This window comes from uncultured Paracoccus sp. (assembly GCF_937873615.1).
Classification (GTDB): domain Bacteria; phylum Pseudomonadota; class Alphaproteobacteria; order Rhodobacterales; family Rhodobacteraceae; genus Paracoccus.
On record NZ_CALMYP010000015.1, the window covers coordinates 99,919 to 126,645 of the forward strand.

Annotated in this window: 28 protein-coding genes and 1 tRNA gene; 19 read left to right on the plus strand and 10 right to left on the minus strand. The window is 65.2% G+C overall.

Going from position 1 to position 26,727, the window contains the following annotated elements:
- Window positions 1-10: 10 nt before the first annotated feature.
- Window positions 11-586 (plus strand): DNA-3-methyladenine glycosylase I, encoded by a 576-nt coding sequence (locus Q0330_RS04030; RefSeq protein ID WP_299474794.1) that lies wholly within the window; start codon window positions 11-13, stop codon window positions 584-586.
- Here the strand turns inward: Q0330_RS04030 and Q0330_RS04035 are convergent.
- Window positions 564-1,106, minus strand: coding sequence for a TlpA disulfide reductase family protein (locus tag Q0330_RS04035; protein WP_366518298.1), 543 nt, complete (start codon window positions 1,104-1,106; stop codon window positions 564-566). The two genes, Q0330_RS04030 and Q0330_RS04035, sit on opposite strands and share 23 nt — an antisense overlap.
- A gap of 24 nt (window positions 1,107-1,130) precedes the next feature.
- Between Q0330_RS04035 and argH the strand changes: the two genes are divergently transcribed.
- The 6 genes from argH (at window position 1,131) to mscL (ending at window position 7,290) form a co-directional block, all read left to right on the plus strand.
- Entirely contained in the window at window positions 1,131-2,534 is a 1,404-nt protein-coding gene (argH, locus tag Q0330_RS04040; RefSeq protein WP_299474797.1) for an argininosuccinate lyase, read from the plus strand.
- Window positions 2,531-2,677, plus strand: a complete 147-nt coding sequence (locus tag Q0330_RS04045; RefSeq protein ID WP_299474800.1) for a hypothetical protein — start codon at window positions 2,531-2,533, stop codon at window positions 2,675-2,677. Before argH ends, Q0330_RS04045 begins: the two co-directional genes overlap by 4 nt.
- Window positions 2,667-2,918, plus strand: coding sequence for a DUF2834 domain-containing protein (locus Q0330_RS04050; RefSeq protein ID WP_299474803.1), 252 nt, complete (start codon window positions 2,667-2,669; stop codon window positions 2,916-2,918). The genes Q0330_RS04045 and Q0330_RS04050 overlap by 11 nt, the downstream gene beginning before the upstream one ends.
- A complete protein-coding gene (gene lysA, locus Q0330_RS04055) occupies window positions 2,918-4,186 on the plus strand; it encodes a diaminopimelate decarboxylase (protein WP_299474806.1) in 1,269 nt (422 codons plus the stop codon). Before Q0330_RS04050 ends, lysA begins: the two co-directional genes overlap by 1 nt.
- A 65-nt stretch (window positions 4,187-4,251) precedes the next feature.
- The gene (locus tag Q0330_RS04060) at window positions 4,252-6,729 is read left to right on the plus strand and encodes a DUF4175 family protein (protein WP_299474809.1); all 2,478 of its coding nucleotides are present in this window, start codon (window positions 4,252-4,254) and stop codon (window positions 6,727-6,729) included.
- 150 nt (window positions 6,730-6,879) lie between these two features.
- Complete coding sequence (gene mscL, locus Q0330_RS04065; RefSeq protein ID WP_299475274.1) at window positions 6,880-7,290, plus strand: large-conductance mechanosensitive channel protein MscL; 411 nt, start codon at window positions 6,880-6,882, stop codon at window positions 7,288-7,290.
- An 84-nt stretch (window positions 7,291-7,374) separates the two neighbouring features.
- On the opposite strand, the gene ald is transcribed toward mscL, so the two are convergent.
- The gene (gene ald, locus Q0330_RS04070) at window positions 7,375-8,490 is read right to left on the minus strand and encodes an alanine dehydrogenase (RefSeq protein ID WP_299474812.1); all 1,116 of its coding nucleotides are present in this window, start codon (window positions 8,488-8,490) and stop codon (window positions 7,375-7,377) included.
- A gap of 154 nt (window positions 8,491-8,644) precedes the next feature.
- Between ald and Q0330_RS04075 the strand changes: the two genes are divergently transcribed.
- The gene (locus Q0330_RS04075) at window positions 8,645-9,103 is read left to right on the plus strand and encodes an Lrp/AsnC family transcriptional regulator (RefSeq protein WP_299475277.1); all 459 of its coding nucleotides are present in this window, start codon (window positions 8,645-8,647) and stop codon (window positions 9,101-9,103) included.
- Between the two features lies 1 nt (window position 9,104).
- Here Q0330_RS04075 and Q0330_RS04080 read toward each other — a convergent pair whose 3' ends face one another.
- A complete protein-coding gene (locus tag Q0330_RS04080) occupies window positions 9,105-9,605 on the minus strand; it encodes an META domain-containing protein (protein ID WP_299474816.1) in 501 nt (166 codons plus the stop codon).
- A gap of 302 nt (window positions 9,606-9,907) precedes the next feature.
- Between Q0330_RS04080 and Q0330_RS04085 the strand changes: the two genes are divergently transcribed.
- From Q0330_RS04085 to rnr, 4 genes are read left to right on the plus strand one after another with little or no spacing between them, the layout of a single operon-like run.
- On the plus strand, window positions 9,908-10,681 hold the full coding sequence (locus Q0330_RS04085; protein WP_299474819.1) for a sulfite exporter TauE/SafE family protein: 774 nt from the start codon (window positions 9,908-9,910) through the stop codon (window positions 10,679-10,681).
- A gap of 24 nt (window positions 10,682-10,705) precedes the next feature.
- Entirely contained in the window at window positions 10,706-11,848 is a 1,143-nt protein-coding gene (gene dapE, locus Q0330_RS04090; RefSeq protein WP_299474822.1) for a succinyl-diaminopimelate desuccinylase, read from the plus strand.
- Window positions 11,845-12,258: a GNAT family N-acetyltransferase gene (locus tag Q0330_RS04095; protein WP_299474825.1), complete on the plus strand. Its 414-nt coding sequence runs from the start codon at window positions 11,845-11,847 to the stop codon at window positions 12,256-12,258. Before dapE ends, Q0330_RS04095 begins: the two co-directional genes overlap by 4 nt.
- Window positions 12,259-12,316: 58 nt before the next feature.
- On the plus strand, window positions 12,317-14,572 hold the full coding sequence (gene rnr, locus Q0330_RS04100) for a ribonuclease R (protein WP_299474829.1): 2,256 nt from the start codon (window positions 12,317-12,319) through the stop codon (window positions 14,570-14,572).
- Here rnr and Q0330_RS04105 read toward each other — a convergent pair.
- Window positions 14,569-14,892, minus strand: a complete 324-nt coding sequence (locus Q0330_RS04105; protein WP_299474832.1) for a VOC family protein — start codon at window positions 14,890-14,892, stop codon at window positions 14,569-14,571. The two genes, rnr and Q0330_RS04105, sit on opposite strands and share 4 nt — an antisense overlap.
- A 46-nt stretch (window positions 14,893-14,938) precedes the next feature.
- Window positions 14,939-15,343: a group III truncated hemoglobin gene (locus Q0330_RS04110; protein WP_299474835.1), complete on the minus strand. Its 405-nt coding sequence runs from the start codon at window positions 15,341-15,343 to the stop codon at window positions 14,939-14,941.
- Window positions 15,344-15,422: 79 nt separating this feature from the next.
- Here Q0330_RS04110 and Q0330_RS04115 point away from each other — a divergent pair, with 79 nt between their 5' ends.
- Window positions 15,423-16,412 carry a hypothetical protein gene (locus Q0330_RS04115; protein ID WP_299474838.1) on the plus strand — a complete coding sequence of 330 codons (990 nt, stop codon included), beginning with the start codon at window positions 15,423-15,425 and terminating at the stop codon, window positions 16,410-16,412.
- On the opposite strand, the gene Q0330_RS04120 is transcribed toward Q0330_RS04115, so the two are convergent.
- Window positions 16,363-17,247, minus strand: a complete 885-nt coding sequence (locus tag Q0330_RS04120) for a DMT family transporter (RefSeq protein ID WP_299474841.1) — start codon at window positions 17,245-17,247, stop codon at window positions 16,363-16,365. The genes Q0330_RS04115 and Q0330_RS04120 overlap by 50 nt on opposite strands.
- 148 nt (window positions 17,248-17,395) lie before the next feature.
- Here Q0330_RS04120 and queF point away from each other — a divergent pair, with 148 nt between their 5' ends.
- The gene (gene queF / locus Q0330_RS04125) at window positions 17,396-17,857 is read left to right on the plus strand and encodes a preQ(1) synthase (RefSeq protein ID WP_299474844.1); all 462 of its coding nucleotides are present in this window, start codon (window positions 17,396-17,398) and stop codon (window positions 17,855-17,857) included.
- Here the strand turns inward: queF and Q0330_RS04130 are convergent.
- The gene (locus Q0330_RS04130) at window positions 17,854-18,684 is read right to left on the minus strand and encodes a DUF6635 family protein (RefSeq protein ID WP_299474847.1); all 831 of its coding nucleotides are present in this window, start codon (window positions 18,682-18,684) and stop codon (window positions 17,854-17,856) included. The genes queF and Q0330_RS04130 overlap by 4 nt on opposite strands.
- Before the next feature lie 225 nt (window positions 18,685-18,909).
- On the opposite strand from Q0330_RS04130, the gene ileS reads away from it, so the two are divergent.
- Entirely contained in the window at window positions 18,910-21,810 is a 2,901-nt protein-coding gene (ileS, locus tag Q0330_RS04135) for an isoleucine--tRNA ligase (RefSeq protein WP_299474850.1), read from the plus strand.
- A 51-nt stretch (window positions 21,811-21,861) separates the two neighbouring features.
- Here the strand turns inward: ileS and Q0330_RS04140 are convergent, their stop codons facing one another.
- Complete coding sequence (locus Q0330_RS04140) at window positions 21,862-22,806, minus strand: hypothetical protein (protein ID WP_299474853.1); 945 nt, start codon at window positions 22,804-22,806, stop codon at window positions 21,862-21,864.
- Window positions 22,807-22,884: 78 nt separating this feature from the next.
- Between Q0330_RS04140 and Q0330_RS04145 the strand changes: the two genes are divergently transcribed.
- Entirely contained in the window at window positions 22,885-23,094 is a 210-nt protein-coding gene (locus tag Q0330_RS04145) for a hypothetical protein (protein ID WP_299474856.1), read from the plus strand.
- Window positions 23,095-23,271: 177 nt separating this feature from the next.
- Here Q0330_RS04145 and Q0330_RS04150 read toward each other — a convergent pair.
- Window positions 23,272-23,355, minus strand: a tRNA-Tyr gene (locus Q0330_RS04150).
- A gap of 132 nt (window positions 23,356-23,487) precedes the next feature.
- On the opposite strand from Q0330_RS04150, the gene rlmB reads away from it, so the two are divergent.
- The 3 genes from rlmB (at window position 23,488) to Q0330_RS04165 (ending at window position 25,390) form a co-directional block, all read left to right on the plus strand.
- Entirely contained in the window at window positions 23,488-24,288 is an 801-nt protein-coding gene (gene rlmB, locus Q0330_RS04155) for a 23S rRNA (guanosine(2251)-2'-O)-methyltransferase RlmB (RefSeq protein ID WP_299474859.1), read from the plus strand.
- Window positions 24,289-24,329: 41 nt separating this feature from the next.
- Window positions 24,330-24,785, plus strand: coding sequence for a YHS domain-containing (seleno)protein (locus Q0330_RS04160; protein ID WP_299474862.1), 456 nt, complete (start codon window positions 24,330-24,332; stop codon window positions 24,783-24,785).
- Between the two features lie 185 nt (window positions 24,786-24,970).
- Window positions 24,971-25,390, plus strand: a complete 420-nt coding sequence (locus Q0330_RS04165; protein WP_299474865.1) for a CoA-binding protein — start codon at window positions 24,971-24,973, stop codon at window positions 25,388-25,390.
- On the opposite strand, the gene Q0330_RS04170 is transcribed toward Q0330_RS04165, so the two are convergent.
- Window positions 25,391-26,701: an FAD-binding oxidoreductase gene (locus Q0330_RS04170; RefSeq protein ID WP_299474868.1), complete on the minus strand. Its 1,311-nt coding sequence runs from the start codon at window positions 26,699-26,701 to the stop codon at window positions 25,391-25,393.
- Window positions 26,702-26,727 lie beyond the last annotated feature (26 nt).

The following is a 26,727-nucleotide window of genomic DNA, read 5'->3' on the forward strand; positions in this document are numbered from 1 at the left end:
GTTAATATCAATGGTCGAACGCTGCGGTTGGTGCGGAACAGAGCCTCTCTATGTCGATTACCACGACAACGAATGGGGCGTGCCCGAGCGTGACCCGCGCGCACTCTGGGAAAAGCTGGTTCTGGACGGCTTTCAGGCGGGCTTGAGCTGGATCACCATCCTGCGCAAACGCGACAGCTTCCGCGAGGTTTTCGAGGGCTTCGACCCCGAGCGCGTCGCGGCCTGGGGTGAAAAAGATGTTGAAAATGCCCTGCAAAACCCCGGTATCATTCGCCATCGCGGCAAGATCGAGGCGACGGTGAAGGGCGCCCGGCTGTTTCTGGAGATCGAATCGGACAAGGGCTTCACGCCCTGGCTCTGGGGCTTCGTCGATGGGGCGCCGGTCCAGAACCGCTGGACCAGCCTGCCGGAAGTGCCGGCCTCGACCGATCAGTCGGTGGAGATGTCGAAGGCGCTCAAGAAGCGCGGCTTCAATTTCTGCGGACCGGTGATCTGCTATGCCTTCATGCAGGCGGTGGGCATGGTTAACGACCACATCACCACCTGCCATTGCCACGACAGGGTCAGGGCGCTGTCAGCTGGTTGACCACGGCCTTCGCCGTGTCGGATGCCCAGTCGGCCGGGCCCATCATGCGCGCGGCCTCGTTCCCGTCGCGGTCGATCAGGATCGTGGCGGGCATGGCGACGACGCCGAATTCGCGGGCCAGTTTCTGGCGCGGGTCCAGCAGAACCGGTAGCGCATCGATCTCGGCCTCGGTGAAGAACTTGTCGATTGCGGGCTGCGGGTTGCGTCCCGTGGCGATGGTGACGACCTGAAAATCCTCGCCCCCCAACTCCTTCTGCAGGCTGTTCAGCGCCGGCATTTCCTCTCGGCAGGGGGCGCACCAGGTGGCCCAGAAGTTCAGCAACACGACCTGTCCGGCATAATCGGCCAGGCTATGCTCGCCGCCCTCGGGGTCGGTGAATACGGTGCCCGAGACCGGCTCGCCATTGCCGGCGGCAAGCTCCAGCCCGCCGGCCTTGGCGGCGTCGAAGTCGATCTCGGCTGCGACACCCATGTTTGCACCGGCAGCAAGCGCCGTATAAAGGATCAGCAGACGCAGCATGTTCAACCTTTCGGACCAGACCTGATGACCGACGCCAAGACCCCCAAAGACACGGCAAACGCGATGTGGGGCGGGCGCTTTGCCTCTGGTCCCGATGCGATCATGACGGCGATCAACGCCTCCATCGGGTATGACCAGAGGCTTTACGCCCAGGATATCCGGGGCAGCCGGGCCCATGCCGCGATGTTGGCGGCCGAGGGCATCATCAGTCCTAGCGATGCCGAGGCGATCCGGGAAGGGCTGCTCACCGTTTTGTCAGAGATCGAGGGTGGCGATTTCCCCTTCAGCGAGGCGCTGGAGGATATTCACATGAATGTCGAGGCCCGCCTGAAGGAGATCATCGGCGAACCGGCGGGGCGGCTGCACACGGGCCGTTCGCGCAATGACCAGGTGGCGACGGATTTCCGGCTCTGGGTGCGCGATCAATGCGATGCGGCGATTGCCGGGCTGCGGGCGCTGATCGGCGCGGCGCTCGGTCAGGCTGAGGCCGGGGCGGATTGGGTGATGCCGGGCTTCACCCATCTGCAGACCGCGCAGCCGGTGACCTGGGGTCATCACATGATGGCCTATGTCGAGATGTTCGGCCGCGACCTGTCGCGTTTTCAGGATGCCCGCAAGCGGATGAACGAATCGCCCCTGGGTGCGGCGGCGCTTGCCGGCACCGGCTATCCCATCGACCGCCACGCGACGGCTGCGGCGCTGGATTTCGACCGGCCGATGGCCAATTCGCTGGATGCCGTCAGCGACCGCGATTTCGCGCTGGAATTCCTGTCCGCCGCGAGCATCTGCGCCGTCCACCTGTCGCGGCTGGCGGAAGAGCTGGTGATCTGGTCCTCGGCCCAGTTCCGTTTCGTCTCGATGTCGGACAAGTGGTCGACCGGGTCCTCGATCATGCCGCAGAAGCGCAACCCCGACGCGGCAGAGCTGATCCGCGCCAAGATCGGCCGTATCCTCGGCGCGACGGTGGCGCTGTTCACGGTGATGAAGGGCCTGCCCTTGGCCTATTCCAAAGACATGCAGGAGGACAAGGAACAGGTATTCGACGCCGCCGACAACCTGATGCTGGCGCTGGCGGCGATGGCGGGGATGCTCTCTGACCTGTCTGCCAATCGCGAAAAATTGGAGGCCGCGGCCTCGGCCGGGTTCTCGACCGCGACGGATCTGGCCGACTGGCTGGTGCGCGAGGCCGGGCTGCCCTTCCGCGAGGCCCATCACGTCACCGGCTCGCTGGTGGCGATGGCGGAAGACAAGGGCGTCGATCTGCCGGATCTGACCCTGACCGAGATGCAATCGGTCAACGCCGCGATCACCGAGGATGTGTTCAACGTGCTCGGCGTGCATAACTCGGTCGCGTCGCGGCAAAGCTATGGCGGCACGGCACCGGATCAGGTGCGTGCCCAGATTTCCCGCTGGAAGGAAAAGCTATGAAATACCTCGCCCTGATCGCCGCGCTGACGCTGGCCGCTTGCGGCGTCGATGGCGCGCCGCAGCGTCCCGAACAGCCGGCGCCGAAGCCCGGCGTTTCGGTCTCGGGCGATGGCCGCATCGGTGTCCGGGCGGATGGGCTTTGATCTGACGCCACTCAGAACCTGCTGGCTGCTGCTGGCGCTGATCGGCGCGGGCTTCGGACTGCGGATGGAGGCGCCGGACGCGACAGGGATCGTGGCGCTTGTCACGCTGGCCGTCTGGTGCCTGGCCGAGACCACGGTGCGCCGCAACTGGCTGGCCTTCCTGACCCTTCCGGCCATGGCGCTCGGCATCGGCTGTGCGCTGCCGCTTTATCTTTTCCTCCGCTCTCGCAGGATCGCCTGATGGATCACTTCAACTACAAGAATGGCGAGCTTCATGCCGAAGATGTCGCCCTGTCGCGGATCGCGGCAGAGGTCGGCACCCCGGCCTATGTCTATTCCTCGGCCACGCTGACCCGGCATTTCAACGTCTTCGGGCAGGCGTTGGAATGGGCGCCGGATCATCTGATCTGCTATGCGGTGAAGGCGAATTCCAATATCGCCGTGCTGAAATTGCTGGGCGATCTTGGGGCGGGGATGGACGTGGTCTCCATCGGCGAATATGCCCGCGCCCGCACCGCCGGTGTGCCGGGCGACCGCATCGTCTTTTCCGGTGTCGGCAAGACCCGGGACGAGATGCGGCTGGCGCTGGAAGGCGGCATCCGTCAGTTCAACGTCGAATCCGAACCCGAACTGCTGGCGCTGTCCGAGGTCGCATCCGGCATGGGCGGCGTGGCCCCCATCGCCATCCGGGTGAACCCGGATGTGGACGCCAAGACCCATGAGAAGATCGCCACCGGCAAGTCGGAGAACAAGTTCGGCATCCCCATCGCCCGCGCCCGCGAGGTCTATGCCGAGGCTGCCGCGCTTCCGGGGATCGAGGTCATCGGCATCGACATGCATATCGGCAGCCAACTGACCGATCTCGACCCTTACCGGCAGGCCTATGCCAAGATGGCCGACCTGACGCGTGCGCTGCGCACCGATGGCCATGACATCCGCCGGCTGGATATGGGCGGCGGCCTTGGCATCCCCTATCGCCGCGACAACAGCGCCCCGCCCCTGCCCATCGAATACGGGCAGGTGATCCGCGAGGCGGTGGGCGATCTGGGCTGCGAGATCGAGATCGAGCCGGGCCGCAATATCGCCGGCAATGCCGGCATCCTGCTGTCGCAGGTGATCTATGTGAAACAGGGCGAGGGCCGCGATTTCCTGATCCTCGACGCCGCCATGAACGACCTGATCCGCCCGGCCATGTATGGCGCGCATCACGATATCGTGCCGGTGATCGAAGCCGTGCCGGGGGCCGAGGTCTCGGCTTATGACGTGGTCGGGCCGATCTGCGAATCGGGCGATACCTTCCAGAAGGGCACCCAGCTTCCGCCGCCGAAGCCGGGCGATCTGATCGCCTTCCGCTCGGCCGGGGCTTACGGCGCGGTGATGTCCTCGGAATACAATTCCCGGCCGCTGATCCCGGAAGTGCTGGTCGATGGCGACCGCTTCGCCATTATCCGCCCCCGCCCGACGCTGGACGAGATGATCTCGCGCGAAGCCTTGCCGGATTGGTTCTGATCGGCACGAATCCCTTGCCGGCAGGCGTTTCTGGCCGCAGGATGGCGGGATAACAGGGCAGGCCCATGACCAAGGACAAGCAGAACCGGCGTCTTTCCCGCGCCCTGGCGCTGACTGGCGCCGGGCTGTGGTGGGAATCGCTGGCGCGTGCCTTCTGGCCCTTCGCCACGCTGGCGCTGCTGGCGCTTGCCGCGCTCAGCTTCGGGGCGATCGGTGCCCTGCCGGTTGCCGCGCGGCCCTATGCGCTGATCCTGGGCGGGCTGGTTCTGCTGGCTGCACTTGTCTGGGGCGCGTTCCGGTTCCGTCGCCCGGCCCGCGATGCGGCGCTGCGCCGCGTCGATGCGGTGCTGCCGGGGCGTCCGCTGTCGGCGCTTGCCGATGAACCCGTGCTGGGCGGCGATGGCGCGCTCTGGCGGGCGCATCAGGCGCAGATGGCGGAACGTGCGGCACAGGCGCGGGCCGTCGCCCCCGATGCCGGGATGAGCCGGCGCGATCCCTATGGGCTGCGGCTGGTCGGGCTGACCGCACTCGCCATGGCGCTTCTGTTCGGCAGCGCCGGGCAACTCGGGCAGGGCCTTGCCGCCCTTGCGCCACAGCGCGCGGCGGGGCCGGAGCCCGAGGCCGTTCCGGACGGGCTGGGCTGGGAGGGCTGGGCCGAGCCGCCACCCTATACCCGCAAGCCCACGATCTATCTCAACAATCTGCCCGAGGGCGAGGTGCTGGACCTGCCCGAAGGCAGCACGATCAGCCTGCGCCTTTACGGCGAGGATGGCGAGATCGGTCAGGATATCGGCACTGCCCTGCCGGCCAAGGATCCGCGCAGCCCTCAATTCCGGGTCGAGCGGAGCGGCGATCTGAACATCGGCGCGCGCCGGATCGGGGTCACCGTCCAGCCTGACGATCCGCCCAGCATCGCGCTCGGCCCGGCTGCCGAACGCCGTGCCGATGGCAAGCTGATCCAGCCCTTCAGCGCCAGCGACGATTTCGGCGTGACCGAGGGCGAGGCGGTCATCACGCTGGATCTGGCGAAGATCGACCGCAGTCACGGCCTTGCCATGGAGCCCGAAACCCGAGAGCCGATCCAGATCAAGCTGCCGCTGCGCAGCGTCCGGCCCGCGCTTGAGGGCCAGCTGAGCGCCGATCTGATGAAACACGCCTGGGCCAATCTGCCGGTCCAGATCCGCCTGAACGCCCGCGACGGCATCGGCCAGCAGGCACAGTCGCAGCCGCTGGCGATGGACCTGCCGGGGCGGCGCTTCTTCGACCCATTCGCCGCCGCCCTGATCGAGCTGCGCCGCGATCTCCTCTGGAACCGGCTGAATGCCGGGAATTCGGCCCAGCTTCTGCGCGCCATCACCTGGCAGCCGGAAGGTTTCGTCGAAGCCCCGATGCTGGGAGAGTTGCGCGCCGTCATTGCCGGCATGGAAACCGCCGATCTGACCGATGCGCAGCGCGATGCCCTGGCCGAGGCGCTGTGGCGCACCGCCATTCAGCTTGAGGATGGCGGGCTGGCCGATGCGCTGGAACGGATGCGCCGGGCGCAGGACAAGCTGGCCTCGGCAATGCGGCGCGGCGCCTCGCCCGACGAAATCAGCCGGCTGATGGAAGAACTGCGCCAGGCCACCGACGATTACCTCGACCGGCTGGCCGAGCAGGGCGAGAACGATCCGTCCGACCGCTTCAATCGCGGCCCGGTCCAGATGATGTCGGGCGACCAGATCCAGCAGATGATGGACGAAATCCAGCGCCTGATGAACGAAGGCCGCATGGCCGAGGCGCAGGCCCTGCTGGAGCAGTTCAACCGGATGATGGAGAACATGCAGGTGCGCCGCACCGAGGGCGAAGGGCAGGGCAGCGGGCGCGGCTCCTCCGGGCGCATGGCCGAAACCCTGCGCGAACAGCAGGATCTGGCCGACGAGGCGTTCCGCCAGATGCAGGACGAATGGCTGGGCCTTGGCGAACCGCAGGGGCAGGGCGAAGGTGAGGGCGAAAATGGCCAGGACCTCGCCGATCGGCAGCAACAGTTGCGCGACGATCTGGGGATGCAGCGCAGCCTGCTTCCCGAACGCGGCTCGCCCGACGGGCAGGATGCCGGCGATGCCATGGACCGTGCCGGTCGGGCGATGGAACAGGCCGAACAGGCCCTGCGCGAGGGGGATACCGCCGGCGCGCTCGACCGGCAGGCCGAGGCGATCGAGGCGCTGCGCGACGGCATCCGGGCGCTCGACCGGGGTGAGAATGCCGGCCAGCAGGGTCAGCAGGGCGAAAACGGGGCCCAGGCCCAGGGCGAAGATGGCCAGAACGGCGTGGGCGAGAATCAGGGAACCGCGCAGCGCGGCCTGGCCACACCACGCCGCGACCCGCTCGGTCGGGCTCCCGGCGGCTCTGGCAGCGGTCTTTCGACCGATGCGCCCCTGGCCGAGGGCGAGGATGGCAACAGCCGCGCCCGCGAATTGCAGGACGAAATCCGCCGCCGCCTCGGTCAGCGCGACCGGCCCGAGGGCGAACGCGACTATCTTGACCGATTGATCGACCTGTTCTGATGGAGGGTTCGCATCCTTCTTGCGGCGATGTTGCGATTGTCCCGCAAGGTCGAACAGTCTGGCGGTGGCTGGCACGGTGTCATGTCGTGCTTGATTTATTCGAGAAATACGCTAATGCGCCACATCCATGCGCGCGAACGAGGAAAGGTTATACGCATGATTAAAGAGTTCAAGGAATTCATTGCCAAGGGCAATGTCATGGACATGGCCGTCGGTATCATCATCGGCGCCGCCTTCACTGCCATCGTGACCTCTCTGGTTGACGACCTCATCAATCCCATCATCAGCCTGTTCACCGGCGGTATTGACTTCTCGTCGTTGAAACTCGCGCTTGGTGAGGGCGATAATGCCGCGACCTTCAATTATGGCAATTTCATCATGGCGGTGATCAACTTCCTGATCGTGGCCTGGGTGGTGTTCCTGCTGGTCAAGGCGGTGAACCGGGCGAAGACAGTCGCCATGGGCGAGCCGGAAGCGGCAGAAGAAGCCCCGGCTGGCCCGACGACGGAAGACCTTCTGGTCCAGATCCGCGACGAGCTGCGCAACCGCCCGAACGCCTGATCGGCACCCTGCAAAATGCGAAAGGCGCGCCGGAAACGGGCGCGCCTTTCTTGTTTCGACCAGCCTCTGCGGGTCTTCCCGAGTTCAGGCGATGACCGCCTCGGGCGTGACCGAGGGAATGCCAAGTGCCGCGCCGACCGGCGGCGAGGTAAGCTTGCCCTCATGCGTCGAGAGACCCGCGCGCAGATACGGGTCGTCATGGATCGCCTGCCGCCAGCCCTTGTCTGCCAGCGCCAGCACGAAGGGCAGGGTGGCATTGCCAAGCGCCTGCGTCGATGTGCGCGGCACCGCGCCGGGCATATTGGCGACGCAGTAATGCACGATCCCGTCGACCTCGTAGATCGGGTCCTGATGGGTCGTGGGATGCGATGTCTCGAAGCAACCGCCCTGGTCGATGGCCACATCGACCAGAACCGCGCCCGGTTTCATCGTTGCCAGTTGCGCGCGGCTGACCAGCTTCGGTGCCGCCGCACCCGGGATCAGGACCGCGCCGATCACCATATCGGCGCTTGGCAGCAGTTCCGCCGTGCCGGCAGCGGTGGCGTATTGGGTGGTCAACCGGCCCATGAAGATGTCGTCGAGATAGGACAGACGCGGAATCGACCGGTCGAGCACGGTGACATTCGCCCCCATCCCCGTCGCCACCCGTGCGGCGGCCGTGCCGACGACGCCACCACCGATGACAATGACATTTGCGGGCCGAACGCCGGGCACACCGCCCAGCAACACGCCTTCACCGCCATTGGCCTTCTGCAGCGCCCAGGCCCCGGCCTGCGGCGCCAGACGGCCCGCGACCTCGGACATCGGCGCCAGCAGCGGCAAACCGCCGCGCGCATCAGTCACGGTTTCATAGGCAATGGCGGTGACGCCGGAATTGAGCAGATCGCGGGTCTGATCGGGGTCGGGTGCGAGGTGAAGATAGGTGAACAGCACCTGTCCCCGGCGCAGCATGGCGCGTTCCAGTGCCTGCGGTTCCTTCACCTTCACGATCATGTCGGCGCGCGCGAAGACCGTCTGCGCATCCGGGGCGATCTCGGCCCCGGCCTCTACATAGGTGGCATCGGGATAGCCCGAGCCAAGCCCGGCGCCTGATTGGATCAGCACCTCGTGACCATGGGCGCGCGCCTCGCGCACAGCGTCGGGACGCATGCCGACGCGGAATTCCTGCGGTTTGATTTCTGTTGGGATACCTATCAGCATCATTACCTCCGGTTGTGGGCGGCCATCTGCGGGCCTTGGCTTCAGGCTGACACGATAGCGATGGAATTTCCTGCCTAACTTGTCCCGCGCAGATAAGTTTCTTTCAAAGAATCTTGCGTAATTTGTCAAAAACAACGAAGATTATTCTGTCATGATGGATATGGACGCGACAGACCGCCGGATTCTGGGGATTATTCAGAAGGAAGGCCGAATCACCAATGCCGAGCTGGCGGCACGGGTGAACCTGTCGGCATCCGCCTGTCACCGGCGCTTGCAGCGCCTTGAGCAGGACGGGGTGATAAGGGGATATGCGGCGCTTCTGGATCGCCGGAAACTGGCCGTGCCGACCACGGTGTTTGTCGAGATCACGCTGTCCGGTCAGGCGACCGAGTTGCTGGAGGCCTTCGAGCGCGCGGTCCGATTGATCCCGGATGTGCTGGAATGTCACCTGATGGCTGGGACGGCGGATTACCTGCTGAAACTGGCCGTCGCCGATACGGATGATTTTGCCCGCATCCACCGGGAATATCTGGCCCGCCTTCCCGGCGTGGCTCAGATGCATTCTTCCTTCGCGCTCAGGACCGTGGCCGAGACCACGGCCCTGCCGCTTTAGCTTATTGCGCCGCTGAAACGACGGGCGAGGCGGCTGCCGTCTGCGCCGGCTGCGAGTTCGGGTTCAGGTTGCGACCGATCGGGCCTTCTGCCGAGGCCAGGCGGCCATATTCGAAGGTCAGCGTGTCGGGACCGCCGGCGATGCGCAGCACACCGTCCTCATAGGTGATCCGGTTGGCGACACGCAGGGCGTTGAAGAACTTGGTTTCCTGATTGCTCCAGCGGCAGGTCTGGCCGGAAGTCTGGATCTCGCCGACGACGATGGTCGGCGGCGTGCCGGTGATCGGGGCGGCGAAGCTGTTGCAACCGGTGCGACCGGTGATCATGGTGGGGGCAAGCTGCATGGTGGTGTGGCGCACGCTCAGCACCTCGCCACCGATATTGAACAGCACGTAATCTCCGGTCGGTACGGTCGAATAGGGTTCGTCGGGCGTGACGGTCGTAGGCTCGCAAGCGGCAAGCGCGAGCGTCGCCAGCGCGGCAGCGGTCAATTGGCGAAACATGGCAGCGTCTCCGGGTTTTGAATCATTACGCATTGCAGCCGGGATTGCACCGGCACTTGCAATGGTCAACTCACTGATATGTCAGCCAAGACCGGCCAAGGCAATGCGATTCGGGCGCAAACCTGCCCCTCCTGCCGCATATTCAAGGGGCTGGACCGGTTAACGCGCTGATTTGACGCGCCGGGGCAGAAGGAGCGATGTCGAAGATCGTTACCGTCCTGTTGCATGGCTGCCACGTTTTCCGCCCCTGCCGCGCTGCTTTTGCCATTGCGGCGATCCGGCGCCGCGCTACTCTCCGCGCCATGTTCGGACTTGATCCCACGATATTCTGGTTCGTCTTCCTGGTGACGATCTTCGCCGGCTTCGTGAAGGGGGCGGTGGGCTTTGCCATGCCGATGATCATGATGTCGGCCTTCGCTTCGGTCCTGCGGCCCGAACAGGCGCTGGCGGCGCTGATCCTGCCGACGCTGGTGACCAATGTGCTGCAGGCCGGTCGGCAGGGCATTGGCGCGGCCTGGGGCTCGGTGAAGCGCTATCGCTGGCATATTGGCATGGTGGCGCTGTTCATCCTGGTCTCGGCCCCGCTGGTCAGGGTGGTGCCGCAGGGGCTGATGTATCTGCTGCTCGGGGTGCCGATCACCGGCTTCGCGCTCTGGCAATTGTCGGGCCGGCCGATGAAGCTGGATGTCCGGCACGAACGCCGCTTCGAGATCGTGACCGGCATCATCGGCGGGCTATATGGCGGGATGTCGGGGATATGGGGGCCGCCGCTGATCGTCTATCTGCTGTCCATCGGCGCCTCGAAGCAGGACCAGATGCGGGTGCAGGGCGTGGTTTTCCTGCTGGGTGCGGTGATCCTGACCGGGGCGCATCTGGCCTCTGGCGTGCTCAATCCGCAGACCCTGCCGCTTTCGGCGCTGCTGGTTCTGCCGGGCCTTTCCGGGATGCTGGCGGGCCTTTGGGTGCATGACCGGCTGAATGTCGCCCAGTTTCGCCGCTGGACGCTGGTGCTGCTGGCGCTGAGCGGGCTCAATCTGGTGCGGCGCGGGCTGGAAATCCTCATCGCCGACCGCTAGGCCTTATCCAAACGGGAGCCCGCCATGACCGACGCCGCCAAGCTGACCGCCGACCTGATCCGCTGCCCCTCGGTGACCCCGCAGGAGGGTGGCGCGCTGACGCTTCTGGCCAGCCTGCTGACAGCCGGCGGTTTCGAGTGCCATCGCATCGACCGCAACGGCACGCCGAACCTCTTTGCCCGCTGGGGCGAAAAGGGGGCCGAGAAGACCTTCGGCTTCAACGGCCATACCGATGTCGTCCCGCCCGGCGATGCCTCAAGCTGGACCCATCCGCCCTTTTCCGGCCATATCGACGAAGACGGCACGATCTGGGGCCGGGGCGCCACCGACATGAAATCCGGCGTTGCGGCCTTTGCCGCCGCCGCCGTGGATTTCGTGGCCCATACTCCGCCCGAAGGCGCCATCGTCATCACCGTGACCGGCGACGAGGAAGGCCCGGCCCGCGACGGCACCACCGCCATTCTCGACTGGATGGCCGAGGCCGGCGAAGCCATGTCGGTCTGTATCGTGGGCGAGCCCTCGAATCCCGAGACATTCGGCGAGATGATGAAGATCGGCCGGCGCGGATCGGTGACCTATCGCGTCACCGCGCGCGGCGTGCAGGGCCATGTCGCCTATCCGCATCGGGTGCGCAATCCCCTTCATGCGCTGTGCTGGTTTCTCGACGGGCTGGCCTCGACCCCGCTGGACGAAGGGTCAGATCATTTCGGACCGTCGACGCTACAGGTGACCACCGTCGATTGTGGCAATCCGGCCAGCAACGTCGTGCCGGAAACCGCACATGCCAGCTTCAACATCCGCTTCAACGACCTGCATACGCCCGAAAGCCTGGATGCCGAGATGCAGCGCCGCGCCGCCGCCATCAGCGCCGAAACCGGCGTGGCCATCCTGCTGACCCCGGATGTCGGCGCCGAAAGCTTCGTGACCGCGCCCGGCCCCTTCGTCGACATGGTCCGCCGTGTGGTCACGGACCAGACCGGGATCGAGCCGGAACTGTCGACCACGGGCGGCACCTCCGATGCGCGTTTCGTCAAGGACCATTGCCCGGTGGTCGAATTCGGCCTTGTCGGTCGCTTCATGCATGAGGTGGACGAGCGCGTCCCGGCAGAGCAGGTCCGCGCATTGCAGCGCGTCTATGCCGCGATCCTGAAGGAATATTTCGCATGAGGATCGAGGAGACCGAGGACCTGGCCTTGTGCCACGCGCTACGCCGAGCCGTCTTCATCGAGGAACAGGGGGTTTCCGAGGCCGAGGAGATGGACGATCTCGACCCTCAGGCGATCCATTTCCTGGGCTGGATCGACGGCAGGCCCGTCGCCACCGCCCGCATCTTCGTCGAGGGCGAGACCGGCAAGATCGGTCGCGTCTGCGTTCTGGCCGAGGCGCGCGGCACCGGCGCGGGCCTTGCGCTCATGCGGGCCACCATCGCCGCGCTGCGGGAACGTGGGGCGAAGACGGCCAAGCTGTCATCGCAGACACATGCGATGCCTTTCTATGAAAAGCTGGGTTTCGTGGCTTACGGGTCCGAATATCCCGATGCCGGCATTCCGCATCGCGACATGGTTCTGGAACTGTAACGCTGCCCGCGTATTGTTCCTGCAGATAGCCGGCTGAGCGGTCGGGGAAAGGACCGTCATGGCATTGCCGACGAAACAGCAGATCCTCGATTGGGTGGCCGAACATCCCGACGCGGCGTCGAAGCGCGACATCTCCAAGGCCTTCAACGTCAAGGGGCAGGAGAAGATCGAACTCAAGCGCCTGTTGAAGGAACTGGCCGGGGAAGGCCGGCTGGAACGTCGCCGCAAATCCTATCGCGATGCCGAACACCTGCCGCCGGTGACGGTGGTGCAACTGCTCGCCCCCGATGCCAGCGGCGACATGTTCGCGCGACCGCTGGAATATCGCGGCGACGGCCCGCAGCCCCGCATCCTGTTCCGCGCACGAGAGGCCGACCCGGCGCTTGGCGAAGGCGACCGCTTCCTGGCCCGGCTGATCGAAGAACGCGGCGAGGATCACGATTATATCGCCCGCCTGATCCGCCGCATCGGCGAGGCCAAGCACAAGATCGTCGGCATTTACCGCAAATCCGCCGAGGGCGGTCGTATCCTGCCCATCGACAAGGGCGCCGACCGCGAATGGCGCGTCCGCGAGGCCGACAGTCAGGGCGCGCAGGATGGCGAGCTGGTCGAGGCCGAGCAATCCGGTCCCAAGGGCCGGCTTGGTCTGCCGCAGGCGCGCGTCACCGACAGGCTCGGCGATCCCTCTGCGCCCAAGGCGGTCAGCCTGATCGCCATTCACCAGCACGGTATCCCCGACGACTTCCCCGATGCGGTGATCGCCGAGGCCGACGCCCAAAAACCCGCGACGATGAAAGGCCGCGACGACCTGCGCGACCTGCCGCTGCTGACCATCGACCCGGTCGATGCCCGCGACCGCGACGATGCCGTAGCCGCCATGCCCGATACCGATCCGAAAAACCCTGGAGGCATGGTCCTGTGGGTCGCCATCGCCGATGTCGCCCATTACGTCACCCCCGCCAGCCAGCTGGACCGAGAGGCGCGCAAGCGCGGCAATTCCACCTATTTCCCGGATCGCGTCGTGCCGATGCTGCCCGATGTGCTCTCGGGCGATCTGTGCAGCCTGCATGAAGGCGTCGATCGCGCCGTGATCGCGGTCCGGATGCGGATCGACGCGCAGGGCAACAAGATCGGCCAGAACTTCCATCGCGGCATGATGCGCTCGCGGGCCAGCCTGAATTACGAACAGGCGCAGGCCGCCATCGACGGCAGGCCGGACGAGATGACCGCACCGCTGCTGGACGGGGCGCTGAAACCGCTCTGGCAGGCCTACGATCTGCTGAAGGGCGCGCGGGCCCGGCGGCAGCCCCTGGATCTCGACCTGCCCGAACGCCAGATCGTGTTGGGGGATGACGGGCGGGTGCGCTCGGTCAATTTCAAGGAGCGTTTCGACGCCCACAAGCTGATCGAGGAATTCATGGTGCTGGCCAATGTCGCCGCCGCCGAGGAACTGACCCGCCTGAAACGCCCGCTGCTGTTTCGCGTCCACGAGGAGCCGAGCGCCGAGAAGCTGGATGCCCTGCGCGAGGTGGCGCAGGCCTCGGGCTTCGTGCTGGCCAAGGGGCAGGTGCTGCATACCAGCCATCTGAACCGCCTGCTGGCGCAGGCCGAGGGCACGGATTTCGACGAACTCATCAATATTTCGACGCTCAGGTCGATGACGCAGGCCTATTACAACCCGGAAAACTACGGCCATTTCGGGCTGGCTTTGAAGAATTACGCGCATTTCACCTCGCCCATCCGGCGCTATTCCGACCTGATCGTGCATCGGGCGCTGATCGCTGGCCATGGCTGGGGCAAGGACGGGCTGTCGGACTGGGATGTCGAGAACCTCTCGGACACCGCCACCCAGATCTCGAATACCGAGCGTCGTTCGATGGAGGCCGAGCGCGATACCACCGACCGTTATCTGGCCGCCTATCTGGCCGAGCGGGTGGGAAGCGAGATCACCGGCCGGATCAGCGGCGTGCAGAAATTCGGCGCTTTCGTGAAGCTGGACGGCACCGGCGCTGACGGGCTGATCCCGATCCGCGAGATCGGCCATGAATATTTCCATTACGACCGCGACGCGCAGATGCTGATCGGTGCCGATACCGGGGTCGAGATCGGCATCGGTCAGCGCGTCACCGTGCGCCTGGCCGAGGCCAGCCCGCTGACCGGCGGGCTGATCCTGGAACTGCTGGAACTCGACGGCGCGCCGGTCGCGCAGGGGCCGAAAGGCAAGCGCGGGCGGCCCGTGCGCCGCCGCCCGGCCTCGGTCAAGGCGAAAGCGAAGGCTGCGGCGAAGAAAGCGAAGCGCCAGCGGCGGGGTTAGGTTTCCGACCAGACCGCCATGGCGCTGCCGCCGGGTTCCAGGAATTCGAAGCGGCGGCCGCCGGGGAAAGCGTAGATCTCGCGCGTGATCCTGGCGCCGGCGGCGCTGACCTTGGCGAAGGCGGCTTCGAGGTCATCGGTTTTCAGGATCACCAGCGGCGGCGCCAGCGGTCCCGCCGCGATCCCGCCCGAGATGCCGGCATCGGCGAGTTCCTGATATTCGGGCCCGTAATCGTTGAAGGACCAGCCGAAGGCATCCGCGAAGAAGGTTTTGGTGTCCTCGATCTTCGGCGACGAAAATTCGATATAGTCGATCTGCATGGCGAATCCCCTGATGTTCGCCTTTTGTTTTGCGCCGCTTCGGCGCCTAACGCAAGACCGGCGGGCCGGGCTGGCGTTCGCGCAGATCCTCGACCCCCATGCGCAACCCGGCGCCGATGCGATGGGCAAGGGCCGACCAGGCGGCGGCCAGATCCTCGGGCAGGGTGCGGCGCAGGGTCTCGTCAAACAGCATCAGCCAGGGCGCGAAATGTTCGGCCCGAACGTCGCCCGCCTGCATATGGGTGCGCATCGGATTGCCGTCATAGCTGCGCTCGAACAGGATCGCATTGCGCCAGAAGCGGGCGATCTTTTCCTCATGCTCGGGCCAGTCGGCGACATGGCCGGCGAAGACCGGGCCAAGCACCTCGTGCCGGCGGATGGCGGCATAGAAGACCGCGACGACGCGGTCGATCTGCTCAGGCGTGACATCGAAACGGGGCGGAATGGTCATTCGGGTTAGATGGCCTTGTCCGGTCGATGGCGCAAGGGTAGGTTTTGTCGCATCCTGTTTCAGAGTTGCGGTTGTATTGATGATTGAATCTTCGCCGGCGAAATCTGTGGTGCTTCGATTGCTGCTGGCGATGCTGGTGACGGTGTTCTACGGCTTGGCGATCTATGTTCTGATCTGGGTGACACAAGCCGGAGTGATGGTCCTGATCTCGGGGGCGCTGCTGCTGTCCATGGGGATCGGCAGCCTGTTGACTGTGTTGTTCGACCCGCAGGCGAAGCTCTCGACCTCTGACATCGTGGTGCCGGCGCTGATCACGCTGCTGTTGATCTGCCTGCTGACTGTCATTTTCTTTGCCGAGGGAATCGTCTGCCTGATCATGGCAGTCCCGATCCTGGTGCCGGGGCTGCTTCTCGGGGTGTCCGTGACGCGTGGCACGATCCGCTGGTGGCAGAACCGGCGTGGGGCAATGATGGTGGTGGCGCTGCCTTTGCTGGTCCTGCCGCTGGAAATCCGCATGGACTGGCCCGACTATCACGGCTTCGTCTCGACCGAGGTGATCATCGCCGCGCCCGCCGATATCGTCTGGACCAATACGGTCGAGATCCGCGATATCGACCCCGACACGCTGCGCTTTACCCCCAGCCACAACCTGATGTTCTTCCCGCGCCCGCTGGATGCGCGGCTGGATTTCCATGGCGAGGGCGCGACACGCTTTCTGAGCTGGACCAAGGGCATCCATTTCCGCGAAAACATCACCGAATGGGAGCAGGACCGCCGTCTCGGCTGGACCTTCGGCTTCGACCCCGACTCGATCCCGGCCGAGATCGACAGCCATCTGCGCCCGGACAGCGAGGCGTCGGAACTGCTGCGGGGCGAATATGTGCTGGAACCCCTGCCGGATGGCCGCACGAAGCTGGTGCTGACCACGCATTACAAGGTCTCGCTGCCATGGAACGGCTATGGTCGCTGGTGGGCGAACCGGCTGCTCAGCGACTTCCACGGCGTCGTTCTGGATGTGGTCAAGCGGCGGGCCGAGGCGGCCGCATCACCATCAGCCCCGCAGTCGTGATGGCGGCGATGCCGATCCAGCCGGGAATGCCGGGCAGGGTGGAAAACAGCGCGAAATCGAAGATCACCGCCCAGATCAGCCCGGTGAAATCGAAGGGTGCCAGAACCGAGACCGGCGTCCGTGCTACCGCTTCGGTCGCGGCGATATGCGCGAGCCCGCCCAGCAGGCCGGCCCCGACCAGCACGGCGGTTGCGTAAAGATCGAGGCTGTTCCAGCCGAAGGGAATCGTCGCCAGCCCGACGCAGGTGGTGAACAGCGCGAAATAGAACGAGATCGTGGCGGCGCTTTCGGTTCGGGTCATGGTCTTCACATAGACTCGATAGACCGCGATCAGCCCGGCAAAGCCCAGCCCCGCCGCGACGCCGATCAGCGCGCCCTCGCCCGGCATGGTCAGCCCCTGCCAGAGCATGGCGATGACCCCCAGAAAGCCGATGGTGACGGCACCGATCAGCCAGGGCGAGATGGTTTCCTTCAGGAAGATCGCCGCGACCGGCAGGACCAGCACCGGGCCAAGGAATCCCAGCGCCTCGGCATAGGCGACCGGCAGGTATTTCAGCGAGATGAAGGAGAGCCCCATTGCCAGCGCGCCAAGTGCGCCGCGCAGGAAATGCGCCCCCGATCGGCGGGTCTTCAACGCGCCCGGGAAATCGCCGCGCAGCGCCATGTAGATGCAGATCGGGACGATGGCTACGGCCGAGCGCCAGAAGATGATCTGCCCGAGTGTGGCCTTGTCCGATGCCTCCCGGATCAGGGCCGACATGGCGGTGATCAGAAAGGCCGCCGCCAGCCGCAGCCAGATGCCGTCATTCGGATTCTGCGCCGGCACCGTGTTCATATCGATCTCTCCAAGCCCATGATTGCTGTATTGTTATCGCTAACAGGCCATCCGATCAACCCCCGCCTGCACCTTTGACCTCCGCTGTCCCGGCTGCTATCGCCGCCCCAGCCGGTCGCAGCCCACCCGGACAAAACAGGAGCCTCCCATGTCTCATTACACCGACGGCCTGACCCAGCTTGGCCAGTCCACCTCCCTGCCGCAGAACCCCGACGAGGCGGTGCTGGAACGCGTCCCCAACCCGCAACCGGGCGAGGGCTATGTCGTGCGTTTCACCCAGCCGGAATTTACCAGCCTTTGCCCGATGACCGGCCAGCCCGATTTCGCGCATCTGGTCATCGACTATGTGCCCGGCGACTGGCTGGTGGAATCGAAGTCGCTGAAACTGTTCTTGGGCAGCTTCCGCAATCACGGCGCCTTTCACGAGGATTGCACGGTGACCATTGGCAAGCGGCTGGTCGAAACCCTCGATCCGCGCTGGCTGCGGATCGGCGGCTACTGGTATCCGCGCGGGGGCATGCCCATTGACGTTTTCTGGCAGACCGGGCCGGTGCCGGAAGGTGTCTGGCTGCCCGACCACGGCGTCGCCAGCTATCGCGGGCGCGGCTAGCGCCAGTGACGCCACAGGCTCAGCGCCGCGTCGGACAGATCGCCCATGCGGGCCAGGATATGCTCGCGCTCCAGCCCGGTTAAGGGCTGTGCATCGGCACGGTCCAGCCGTGCCAGCATCCGCATGAGCCGCCGCTTGTGGGTGCCGGTGGCCAGTTGCAGCGGATCGGCGATCAGCCCGGCGAAGGTCGTCACCAACGAGGCCGTCACGGCCAGTGCCGCCCCGGTCAGGATCACCTGCCAGGGCGACAGTTCGACCGGGAAGGCCCAATACCAGGCCCGGCCCATCCGGTCGCCCAGCCAGAAATCCTGCACGGCGGAACCATGGGCGCGGAACTCGGCCAGCGGACCGGCCAGCGAGATGATGCCGGGCGTGGCCCGGTTGAACAGGAAGAACCCCGCCACCATCACCACCAGCGAGGTGGCGATCTCGGCCACGGCATTGCGGGTCTCGGCATGGGTGCGGATCGCCTCTCGTACGGTCTCGGGCGGGGCCTTCGGGCCGACGCCGCGCGCGTCGAGCCGGCCCATCAGGTCGGCCAGATCCGCCTCGATCCGGCGCGCCACGTCCGAGGTCAGAAAGACCTGCCGTCCGGCCAGCCAGCTTGCCGCGCGTTTCGCGCCCAGAAGCGACATCAGCTTGCCCATGATCCGCACCAGCAGGAAGACGGGCGACAGGGCCACGTTCAGCGGCGCGCGCAGCAGGTCCCAGCCAAGCGCCGCGCGGTGCAGGCGCAATGTGCCGCGCAGCCCATAACGGTCGGACAGGAAGCGGTCCAGTTCGAACTCGCGGGCGGTATCGAAACGGGCGGGGCGGGCGTCGGTCATGGCCTCGGTTTTTGGCGGCGGTCCCCATGCAGATAAGCCCGCGCGGCGTCCCGGCAAAGGGAAATTCGCCATCATGTCCGCTTGCGGCCCCGGCGCGCGCTTTTTATACAGCCGGCAAGATGTTCAGAACCGGCCGGATCATACGAATTATCCGCCCGGCGGCGTAGGGGTTCCGCGCCGCCGGGATTTCGTATGCCTGACCTCTCCCCCGAAGGATTCCCGCCGATGAGCGATACCCCCGACTACCGCGACACCGTTTTCCTGCCCGAGACCGATTTTCCCATGCGCGCCGGCCTGCCGCAGCGCGAGCCGGAATGGCTGGATCGCTGGGCGCGGCTGAACATCTATGACCGGCTGCGCGACCGCGCCGAGGGCCGCAAGCCCTTCATCCTGCATGACGGGCCCCCCTATGCGAATGGCAACCTCCATATCGGCCACGCGCTGAACAAGGTGCTGAAGGATTTCATCACCCGCTCGCAGCAGATGATGGGCCGCGATGCGCGCTATGTTCCCGGCTGGGACTGCCACGGTTTGCCCATCGAATGGAAGATCGAGGAACAATATCGCCAGAAGGGCCTCGACAAGGATACCGTCGATACGGTCGAGTTCCGCCAGGAATGCCGCCGCTTCGCCGAGCACTGGGTCGATATCCAGCGCGAGGAGTTCAAGCGCCTTGGCGTCACCGGCAAATGGGACGACCCCTATCTGACCATGAACTTCCACGCCGAGGCGGTCATCGCCGAGGAGTTCATGAAACTGCTGATGAACGGCTCGCTTTATCAGGGCTCGAAGCCGGTGATGTGGTCTCCGGTCGAGAAGACCGCGCTTGCGGAAGCCGAGGTCGAATATCACGACCATACCAGCCATACGATCTGGGTGCGGTTCGCGCCGGTGGATGGTGCGCTTGACGGGGCATCGGTGGTGATCTGGACCACGACGCCTTGGACCATCCCGCAGAACCGCGCGGTGGCGTTCAATCCGGGTATTTCCTACGGCCTCTATGAGGTTGGCGAGGTAGCAGAGAATGCGACAGCGCAACCGGGCGAAAAGCTGGTGCTGGCCGATGCGCTTGCCGAAGGCGTGATGCAGTCGGCCAAGGTCGAAAGCCACAAGCGGTTGCGCGATGTCGCGGCTGATGAGCTTGAGCGCCTGACCCTCGCCCATCCCCTTCGCGGAGTCGAAGGCGGCAATGGTGAATGGGATTACGATGTCCCCATGCTGCCCGGCGATCACGTCACCGATGACGCGGGCACGGGCTTTGTCCATACGGCCCCCAGCCACGGCGATGACGACTATCAGCTCGGCCTGAAATACAGCCTGCCGATGACCTATAATGTCGAACCCGACGGCTCCTATCGCAAGGACCTGCCGATCTTCGGGGGCGAGGCGATCATCCTGCCCGATGGCAAGGACGGGTCCGCGAATGTCAGCGTCATCAAGAACCTCGCCTGGGCCGGCGCGTTGCTGGCCAAGGGCAAGATCAAGCACAGCTATCCGCATAGCTGGCGCTCCAAGGCGCCGCTGATCTATCGCAACACGCCGCAATGGTTTGCCGCCATCGACAAGGATCTCGACGATGGCATGGGCGAATATGGCCGCACGATCCGCCAGCGCGCCCTGACCTCGATCGACCAGCTGGTGAAATGGACGCCGCAGACCGGGCGGAACCGCATTTTCAGCATGGTGGAGAACCGTCCCGACTGGGTGCTGTCGCGTCAGCGCGCCTGGGGCGTGCCGTTGACCAGTTTTGTCAGGAAGGGCGCCAGGCCCACCGATGCCGATTTCCTGCTGCGCGACCCGGCGGTCAACGCGCGTATCGTCGAGGCGTTCGAGGCGGAAGGCGCCGATATCTGGTATCGCGACGGCTTCAAGGCGCAGGTGCTGGACGGGATCGTGAACCCTGAGGATTACGATCAGGTCATGGACGTGCTGGACGTGTGGTTCGATTCCGGCTCGACCCATGCTTTCGTGATCCGCGACCGCGAAGACGGCGCGCCGGACGGGATCGCGGACCTCTATCTGGAAGGCACCGACCAGCATCGCGGCTGGTTCCATAGCTCGCTTCTGCAGGCCTGCGCGACCAGGGGCCGGGCGCCTTACCGGGGCGTGCTGACCCATGGGTTCACGCTGGACGAGAAGGGCATGAAAATGTCCAAATCGCTTGGCAATACCATCGTGCCGGCCGAGGTCATCAAGCAATATGGCGCCGATATCCTGCGGCTCTGGGTGGCGCAGGTCGATTACACCGCCGATCAGCGCATCGGGCCGGAAATCCTGAAAGGCACCGCCGACAGCTATCGCCGGCTGCGCAATACCTTGCGGTTCATGCTGGGCAATCTCGACGGGTTCACCGATGCCGAACGCGTCGCGCCCGAGGATATGCCGGAGCTGGAACAATGGGTGCTGCACCGCCTTGCCCAACTGGATCATAGGGTCCGGCAGGGCTACGACGCCTATGATTTCCAGGGCGTGTTCCAGGCGCTGTTCCAGTTCGCGACGGTGGACCTGTCCTCGTTCTATTTCGACATCCGCAAGGACGCGCTTTACTGCGACGGGCCGGACAGTATCCGCCGGCGTTCTGCGCGGACGGTGCTGGACCTGCTGTTCCATCGCCTTGTGACCTGGCTCGCGCCGATCCTGCCTTTCACCATGGAAGATGTCTGGCTGTCGCGCTTCCCCAGCGACGATGACAGCGTGCATCTGCACGACTTCCCGGCCACCCCCGCCGACTGGCTGAACGAGCCCTTGGCCGCGAAATGGGACGGCGTGCGCCGCGCCCGCCGTGCGGTGACAGCGGCGCTGGAGGTGAAGCGGGCCGACAAGACCATCGGTGCCAGCCTTGAAGCGGCCCCGGTCGTCCACGTCCGCGACGAGGCGATGCTGAAGGCGCTGAAATCGGTCGATTTCGCCGATATCTGCATCACCTCGGGCCTGTCGCTGACCGCCGACCCGATCCCCGCCGAGGCCTTCCGTCTGCCCGATATCGAAGGGGTCGGCGTGGTCTTCGAACTGGCGGAAGGCGAGAAATGCCAGCGCTGCTGGAAGATCCTGCCCGATGTCGGCAATCACGCCCATCCCGGAACCTGCGCCCGCTGCGACGCGGTGCTGAGCGCTGCCGGAAAATAACCGAAAGGCCCCGCATATGCGGGGCCTTGCCTCATGCCTTGTGCTGCGGGACTAGACCACCCACCAACCGGCCTGCTTGATCTGCTTGCGCAGCGGCTGTTCCCGGTGCGGCAATCTCTTTCGGTCGATGGTGGGGCGCAGCGCATTCCGGCCATGCCCCTGATAGATCAACCGCAGGGCCGGTTCCCAGCCGCGCAGCAGGGCCTGGATGTCGGGGGCGGTGGCAGCGCGCTCCAACGCCTCGACCGCAATATCGCTTTCGCGCGCATAAAGCAGCGGCAGCTTGCGCCAATGGCAACTGATCGGGCCATCCAGCCCGTCCAATTCCGGCCCCGGGCGTCCGCCGCCAAGGCTGTGGATCACCAATGGCAGGATGATCTGATCGAGCCAGGGGTCAAGCTCTTGCGAGGCAAGGGCATCGCCGGGATCGTCCCTGACGGCGATGGCCCAATCAAGGAAGCGCTGCCCAAATTCAGCCGGATCGCTGCCGAAGAACCAGCCAGCATTGAAGTAAAGATACCGCTCCCAATGCTCGTCCGGTTGGCTGAGGTCGGTTGAGCTCTCGAAATCCAGCCCGAACCGTTCGTAAAGCGCTTTCCAGATGTCGCTGTAATCCGGGCCGTAAAGCGGTGGCTGCGGCCAGCTTCCCTCTCGGCGCATCGAGGCGGCGGGCCGGCTGAAGTCGATGCCCATCTGCTCGATCGGGCCGGTAATCAGCGTGTCGCTGTCGAAGAACATGAAATCATGTCCGGCAGGCAAGGTCTGAAGCGCCTCGATCTTGTTGCCATAGGGATAGCTGGCGCCGAAGTGCTGGGCTGTGAAGGGGATGATTTCGGCACCGCGTCCTTCAAGGATCGTGCGTGCGGCAGCCGAAATGCCAATGGTATGACCGGCCCAAGCGCCTTCGGGCCGGGGTTCGGCAAGGATCAGGCGACCCTGCCAACCGGGTGCGTTCTGACGCAGCGATTCGACAAAAAGCGCGGCCTCGCATTCCAACCGCCCGCCCTGCACGACAAGCAGGATGTTGAAATGCTCTGGATTGATCGGAAATTTGTTCGAAATGCCGGCGGGTGAATGAAACGGGACGATCTGAGGGGAAATTTCGGCAAAGGGCGCAACGATAGCATCAGTTTCAGCAGGTTTTCGGCTTTTCCCGGGTGGTTTCTGCTTTTGAGGCGGCTTTCCCTTCTTGGCCTTGCGGGCCTCCTTTGCGGCGGCATTCGCTTCGCGCCGGGCACGGTTCGCAGCGTTGCGTGCACGACGCTCGGCCTTTTCTGCCTCTGACTGCTCATTCTGTTTCGAACGGTCTTTTGCCATCACTTCCGCCGCTTCTGTGCTGGTTCGTGCGTTCAGCTAGGATAAAAAAGCCGGCCAAGCGACGCCAGCCCCTACAGAGACTAACTACCGCTATGCATGGAGGCCTAGTCGAAAGTCTGTAGAACTCTACAAATGGGGATAGGATGGTGGGCGACCCTGGAATCGAACCAGGCATGGGTCTCCCCGGCGGAGTTACAGTCCGCTGCCGCACCTTGCAGCACGTCGCCCGCCGAGCCTTCGGCGTGGGGCGTGGAATAAGCGGGCATGGCGGGGGCGTCAAGCGGGAATTCGGCCCTTTCGGCAATGGGCTTGCGCGATCGGGGCCGGATGGCGCAGAAGGGCGGACGAAAGGGGATCTCCATGGCCGAACGCAAGAACCGCAAACCGGATTGGGTCATCGCGAAGGAACGCGCGAAGAAGGCCTCGGCGGCCGAAACGATCTGGCTGTTCGGCCTGCATGCGGTGCGGGACGCGCTTGCCAACCCGGCGCGCGAGAGGCTGCGTCTGGTGGTGACGCAGAACGCGCTCGACCGGCTGGGCGATGTCGCGGGGATGGAGCCCGAGATCACCGATGCCCGTGTCTTCGACAAGGTCGTGGGCCTGCCGCCGGACAGCGTGCATCAGGGCTGCGCGCTGGAGGTGCGGCCGCTTGGCTGGGCCAGCCTGACCGAGATTGCCGTGACCGGGCAGGGCCTGCCCCTGGTGGTGGCGCTCGACCGGGTGACGGATCCGCATAATGTCGGCGCCATCCTGCGTTCGGCCGAGGTTTTCGGCGCCCGCGCGGTGATCGCGCCCGCCCGTCATGCCGCGCCCGAAACCGGGGCGCTGGCCAAGACCGCCTCGGGCGCGCTGGAACGCCAGCCCTATCTGCGCATCGGCAATCTGGCCGAGGCGCTGGAGCAGTTGAAACAGGCCGGTTTCACCGTCATCGGGCTGACCGGCGAAGCCGAGGCACCTCTGGAAAGCGTGCTCGACACGGTCGGGACTCGGCCCATCTGTCTGGTCCTCGGTGCCGAAGGGCCGGGCCTGCGCGAGAAGACCCGCGAAACCTGCGATCATCTGGCGAAGATCCCCTTCGCCGGTGCGTTCGGTTCGCTCAATGTGTCGAATGCGGCGGCGATTTCGCTTTACGCGACCGCAAACCGTTTCACATCGCCTTGAGATAGCCCGCCGAATCATGGACAGCCCGGCGGTGCGATGCCATGTCTGATCCTCAACTGCTCCATGGTTCGACCGTGCAACGCCTTACGACGCTGATCTTCGCGACTGCCCTCGCCCTGCCTATTGCGGCGGTGGCGCAGCAATGGGCGCTCGGCGGTTATGACCCGGTGACCTATGTGACCCAGAATGCGGCGCTGGAAGGACAGGGCGATATCTCGACCAGCTGGCGCGGCAAGCAATATCACTTCACCTCCGAGGAAAACCGGGCGCTGTTCGAGGCCAATCCGCGCGCCTATACGCCGGGTTTCGATGGGCTCTGTGTGGTGGCCCTGTCCGAAGGACGCTCTGAGCCGGGCGATCCGCGCATGTTCGTGACCATCGGCCAGCGGGTCTATCTGGTCGGCTCGGACATGCGCCGGCGCGAGTTGATGGCCCATCCGCGCGAATTGCTGATGAAGGCCAAGACCATGTGGCTGCGACTCAGTGCGGGTGGTTGACAGCGCCAATTCACGAATCCGCGAGAGCCCTTGGATTCTTCGAATCATGTCCCATATTGGTCACACGGGCACGATGCCACGGAACGGCCGCGCCCAGATCACTGTCCCTCGTTCCGCGACTTGCGCCCGGCCTTATGGACCGGGCGCTTTTTCTATGAAAAGCTGCGCGCGCAAGGGGGGGAAACATGACCGAAGCCGAAATCATCCGCCAGATCAGGGACCGGACCCGCACCATTGCCGTGGTCGGCCTGTCGCCGAAACAGGACCGCCCGAGCTGGGGCGTCGCACGGTTTTTGCAGGCGCGGGGCTATCGGATCATTCCGGTCAATCCGGGTCATGCGGGTGCAAAGATATTGGGCGAGACGGTTTATGCAGACCTCTCCTCCGTCCCGGCAGATGCGGGCGTCGATATGGTCGATATCTTCCGCCGTTCCGAGGCCGTGCCCGAGATCGTCGACGAGGCGCTGCGGGTGCTGCCGGATCTGAAGACGATCTGGATGCAACTCGGCGTCAGCCATCCCGAGGCGGCGGCGAAAGCCGAGGCTGCCGGGATGGTGGTAATTCAGGATCGCTGTCCGAAGATCGAATTTCCGCGCCTCGATTGACTACCTGCCCAACCGGTCGCGCAGCGCATACCAGCCCATGCCGGCGACCAGAAGCGGCCAACGCAGGAAGTGGCCGCCCGGGAATCGGGCCGTGGGCAGGGCAGCCATGGTGTCGAAGCCCTGGGCCTGCCCGGCTATGGCATCGGCCATCTGCTTGCCTGCCAATGTCGCCAGTGCCACCCCGTGACCCGAGAAACCGCTGGCCGACAGCGCATTGGGTGCCGGGCGCATGAAGCAGGGCATGCGGTTCATGGTGATGGCCAGCGTGCCGCCCCAGCAATGGGTAAAGGGAATATCGGCGAGTCCGGGATAGATCTGCGCCAAGGGCTTGCGCACCTTGGCACCGATATCCTTCGGAAAGCGATAGCTGACATTCTCGCCACCCCCGAAGATCAGCCGGCCTTCGTCATCCAGCCGCCAGTAATTGACTACGAACTTCGTGTCGTGAACGGCGATGCTCCGGGTCAGGACCTCGGCCGCGCGGGGGCCGAGCGGGGCGGTCGCGGCGATGAAGTTGTTGATCGGCATGACCCTGGCCGCGACCTTCGGCACCAGATCGCCGAGATAGCCATTCGCGGCCAGCACGACATGATCGCAAGTGACCTGGCCTTGTGCCGTTCGAACGGTTGATTTCGAGGTCGCGTCGCGGGCGAAGTCGATGGCCTCGACATGGCTCGCCTCGTGAATGCGCGCGCCGGCCGCCTGTGCCAGCCGCGCCATGCCGAGCGCAAGTGCCAGCGGGTTCAGATGGCCCGCGCCCCGATCCAGCTCGCCGCCGCGATAGGCGTCCGAGGGCAGGATGGCGTGGAAGGAGGCGGGGTCGTGAATCTCGATGCGGTCATAATCGTAATGTCGCGCCAGATGCTCGGCCTCGCGCCGGGCATGGTCCAATTCCTCCGGTTTGCGGAAGGCATGGGCCACGCCGTCATGGACCGACACGCCCGCGCGCGATGCCAGATCGCGGGTCAGGCGCTTGGCCGCTTCGGCCATGTCCCAGAGGATGCGGGCGCGGTCGCGTCCGGCCATCCGCTCCAGCTCCTCGACCCCGAGGCGCTGGCCGGAGCCGATCTGCCCGCCATTGCGCCCCGAAGCGCCGAAGCCGACGCGATGGGCCTCAAGCAGAACCACGTCGAAGCCCGCCTGCGCCAGATGCAGCGCGGCGGACAGCCCGGTATAGCCGGCCCCGACCACACAGACATCCGCCCGCACCTTGCCCGTCAGCGCGGGGAAGGGCGGCAGCGGCGCGACCTGATCGGCATAAAGCGAGGGCGGGTATTCGCCACGGCGGTCATTCGAGAAGAGCAGGTTCATCCGGCCTCCTTCAGCGGCACGCCGCG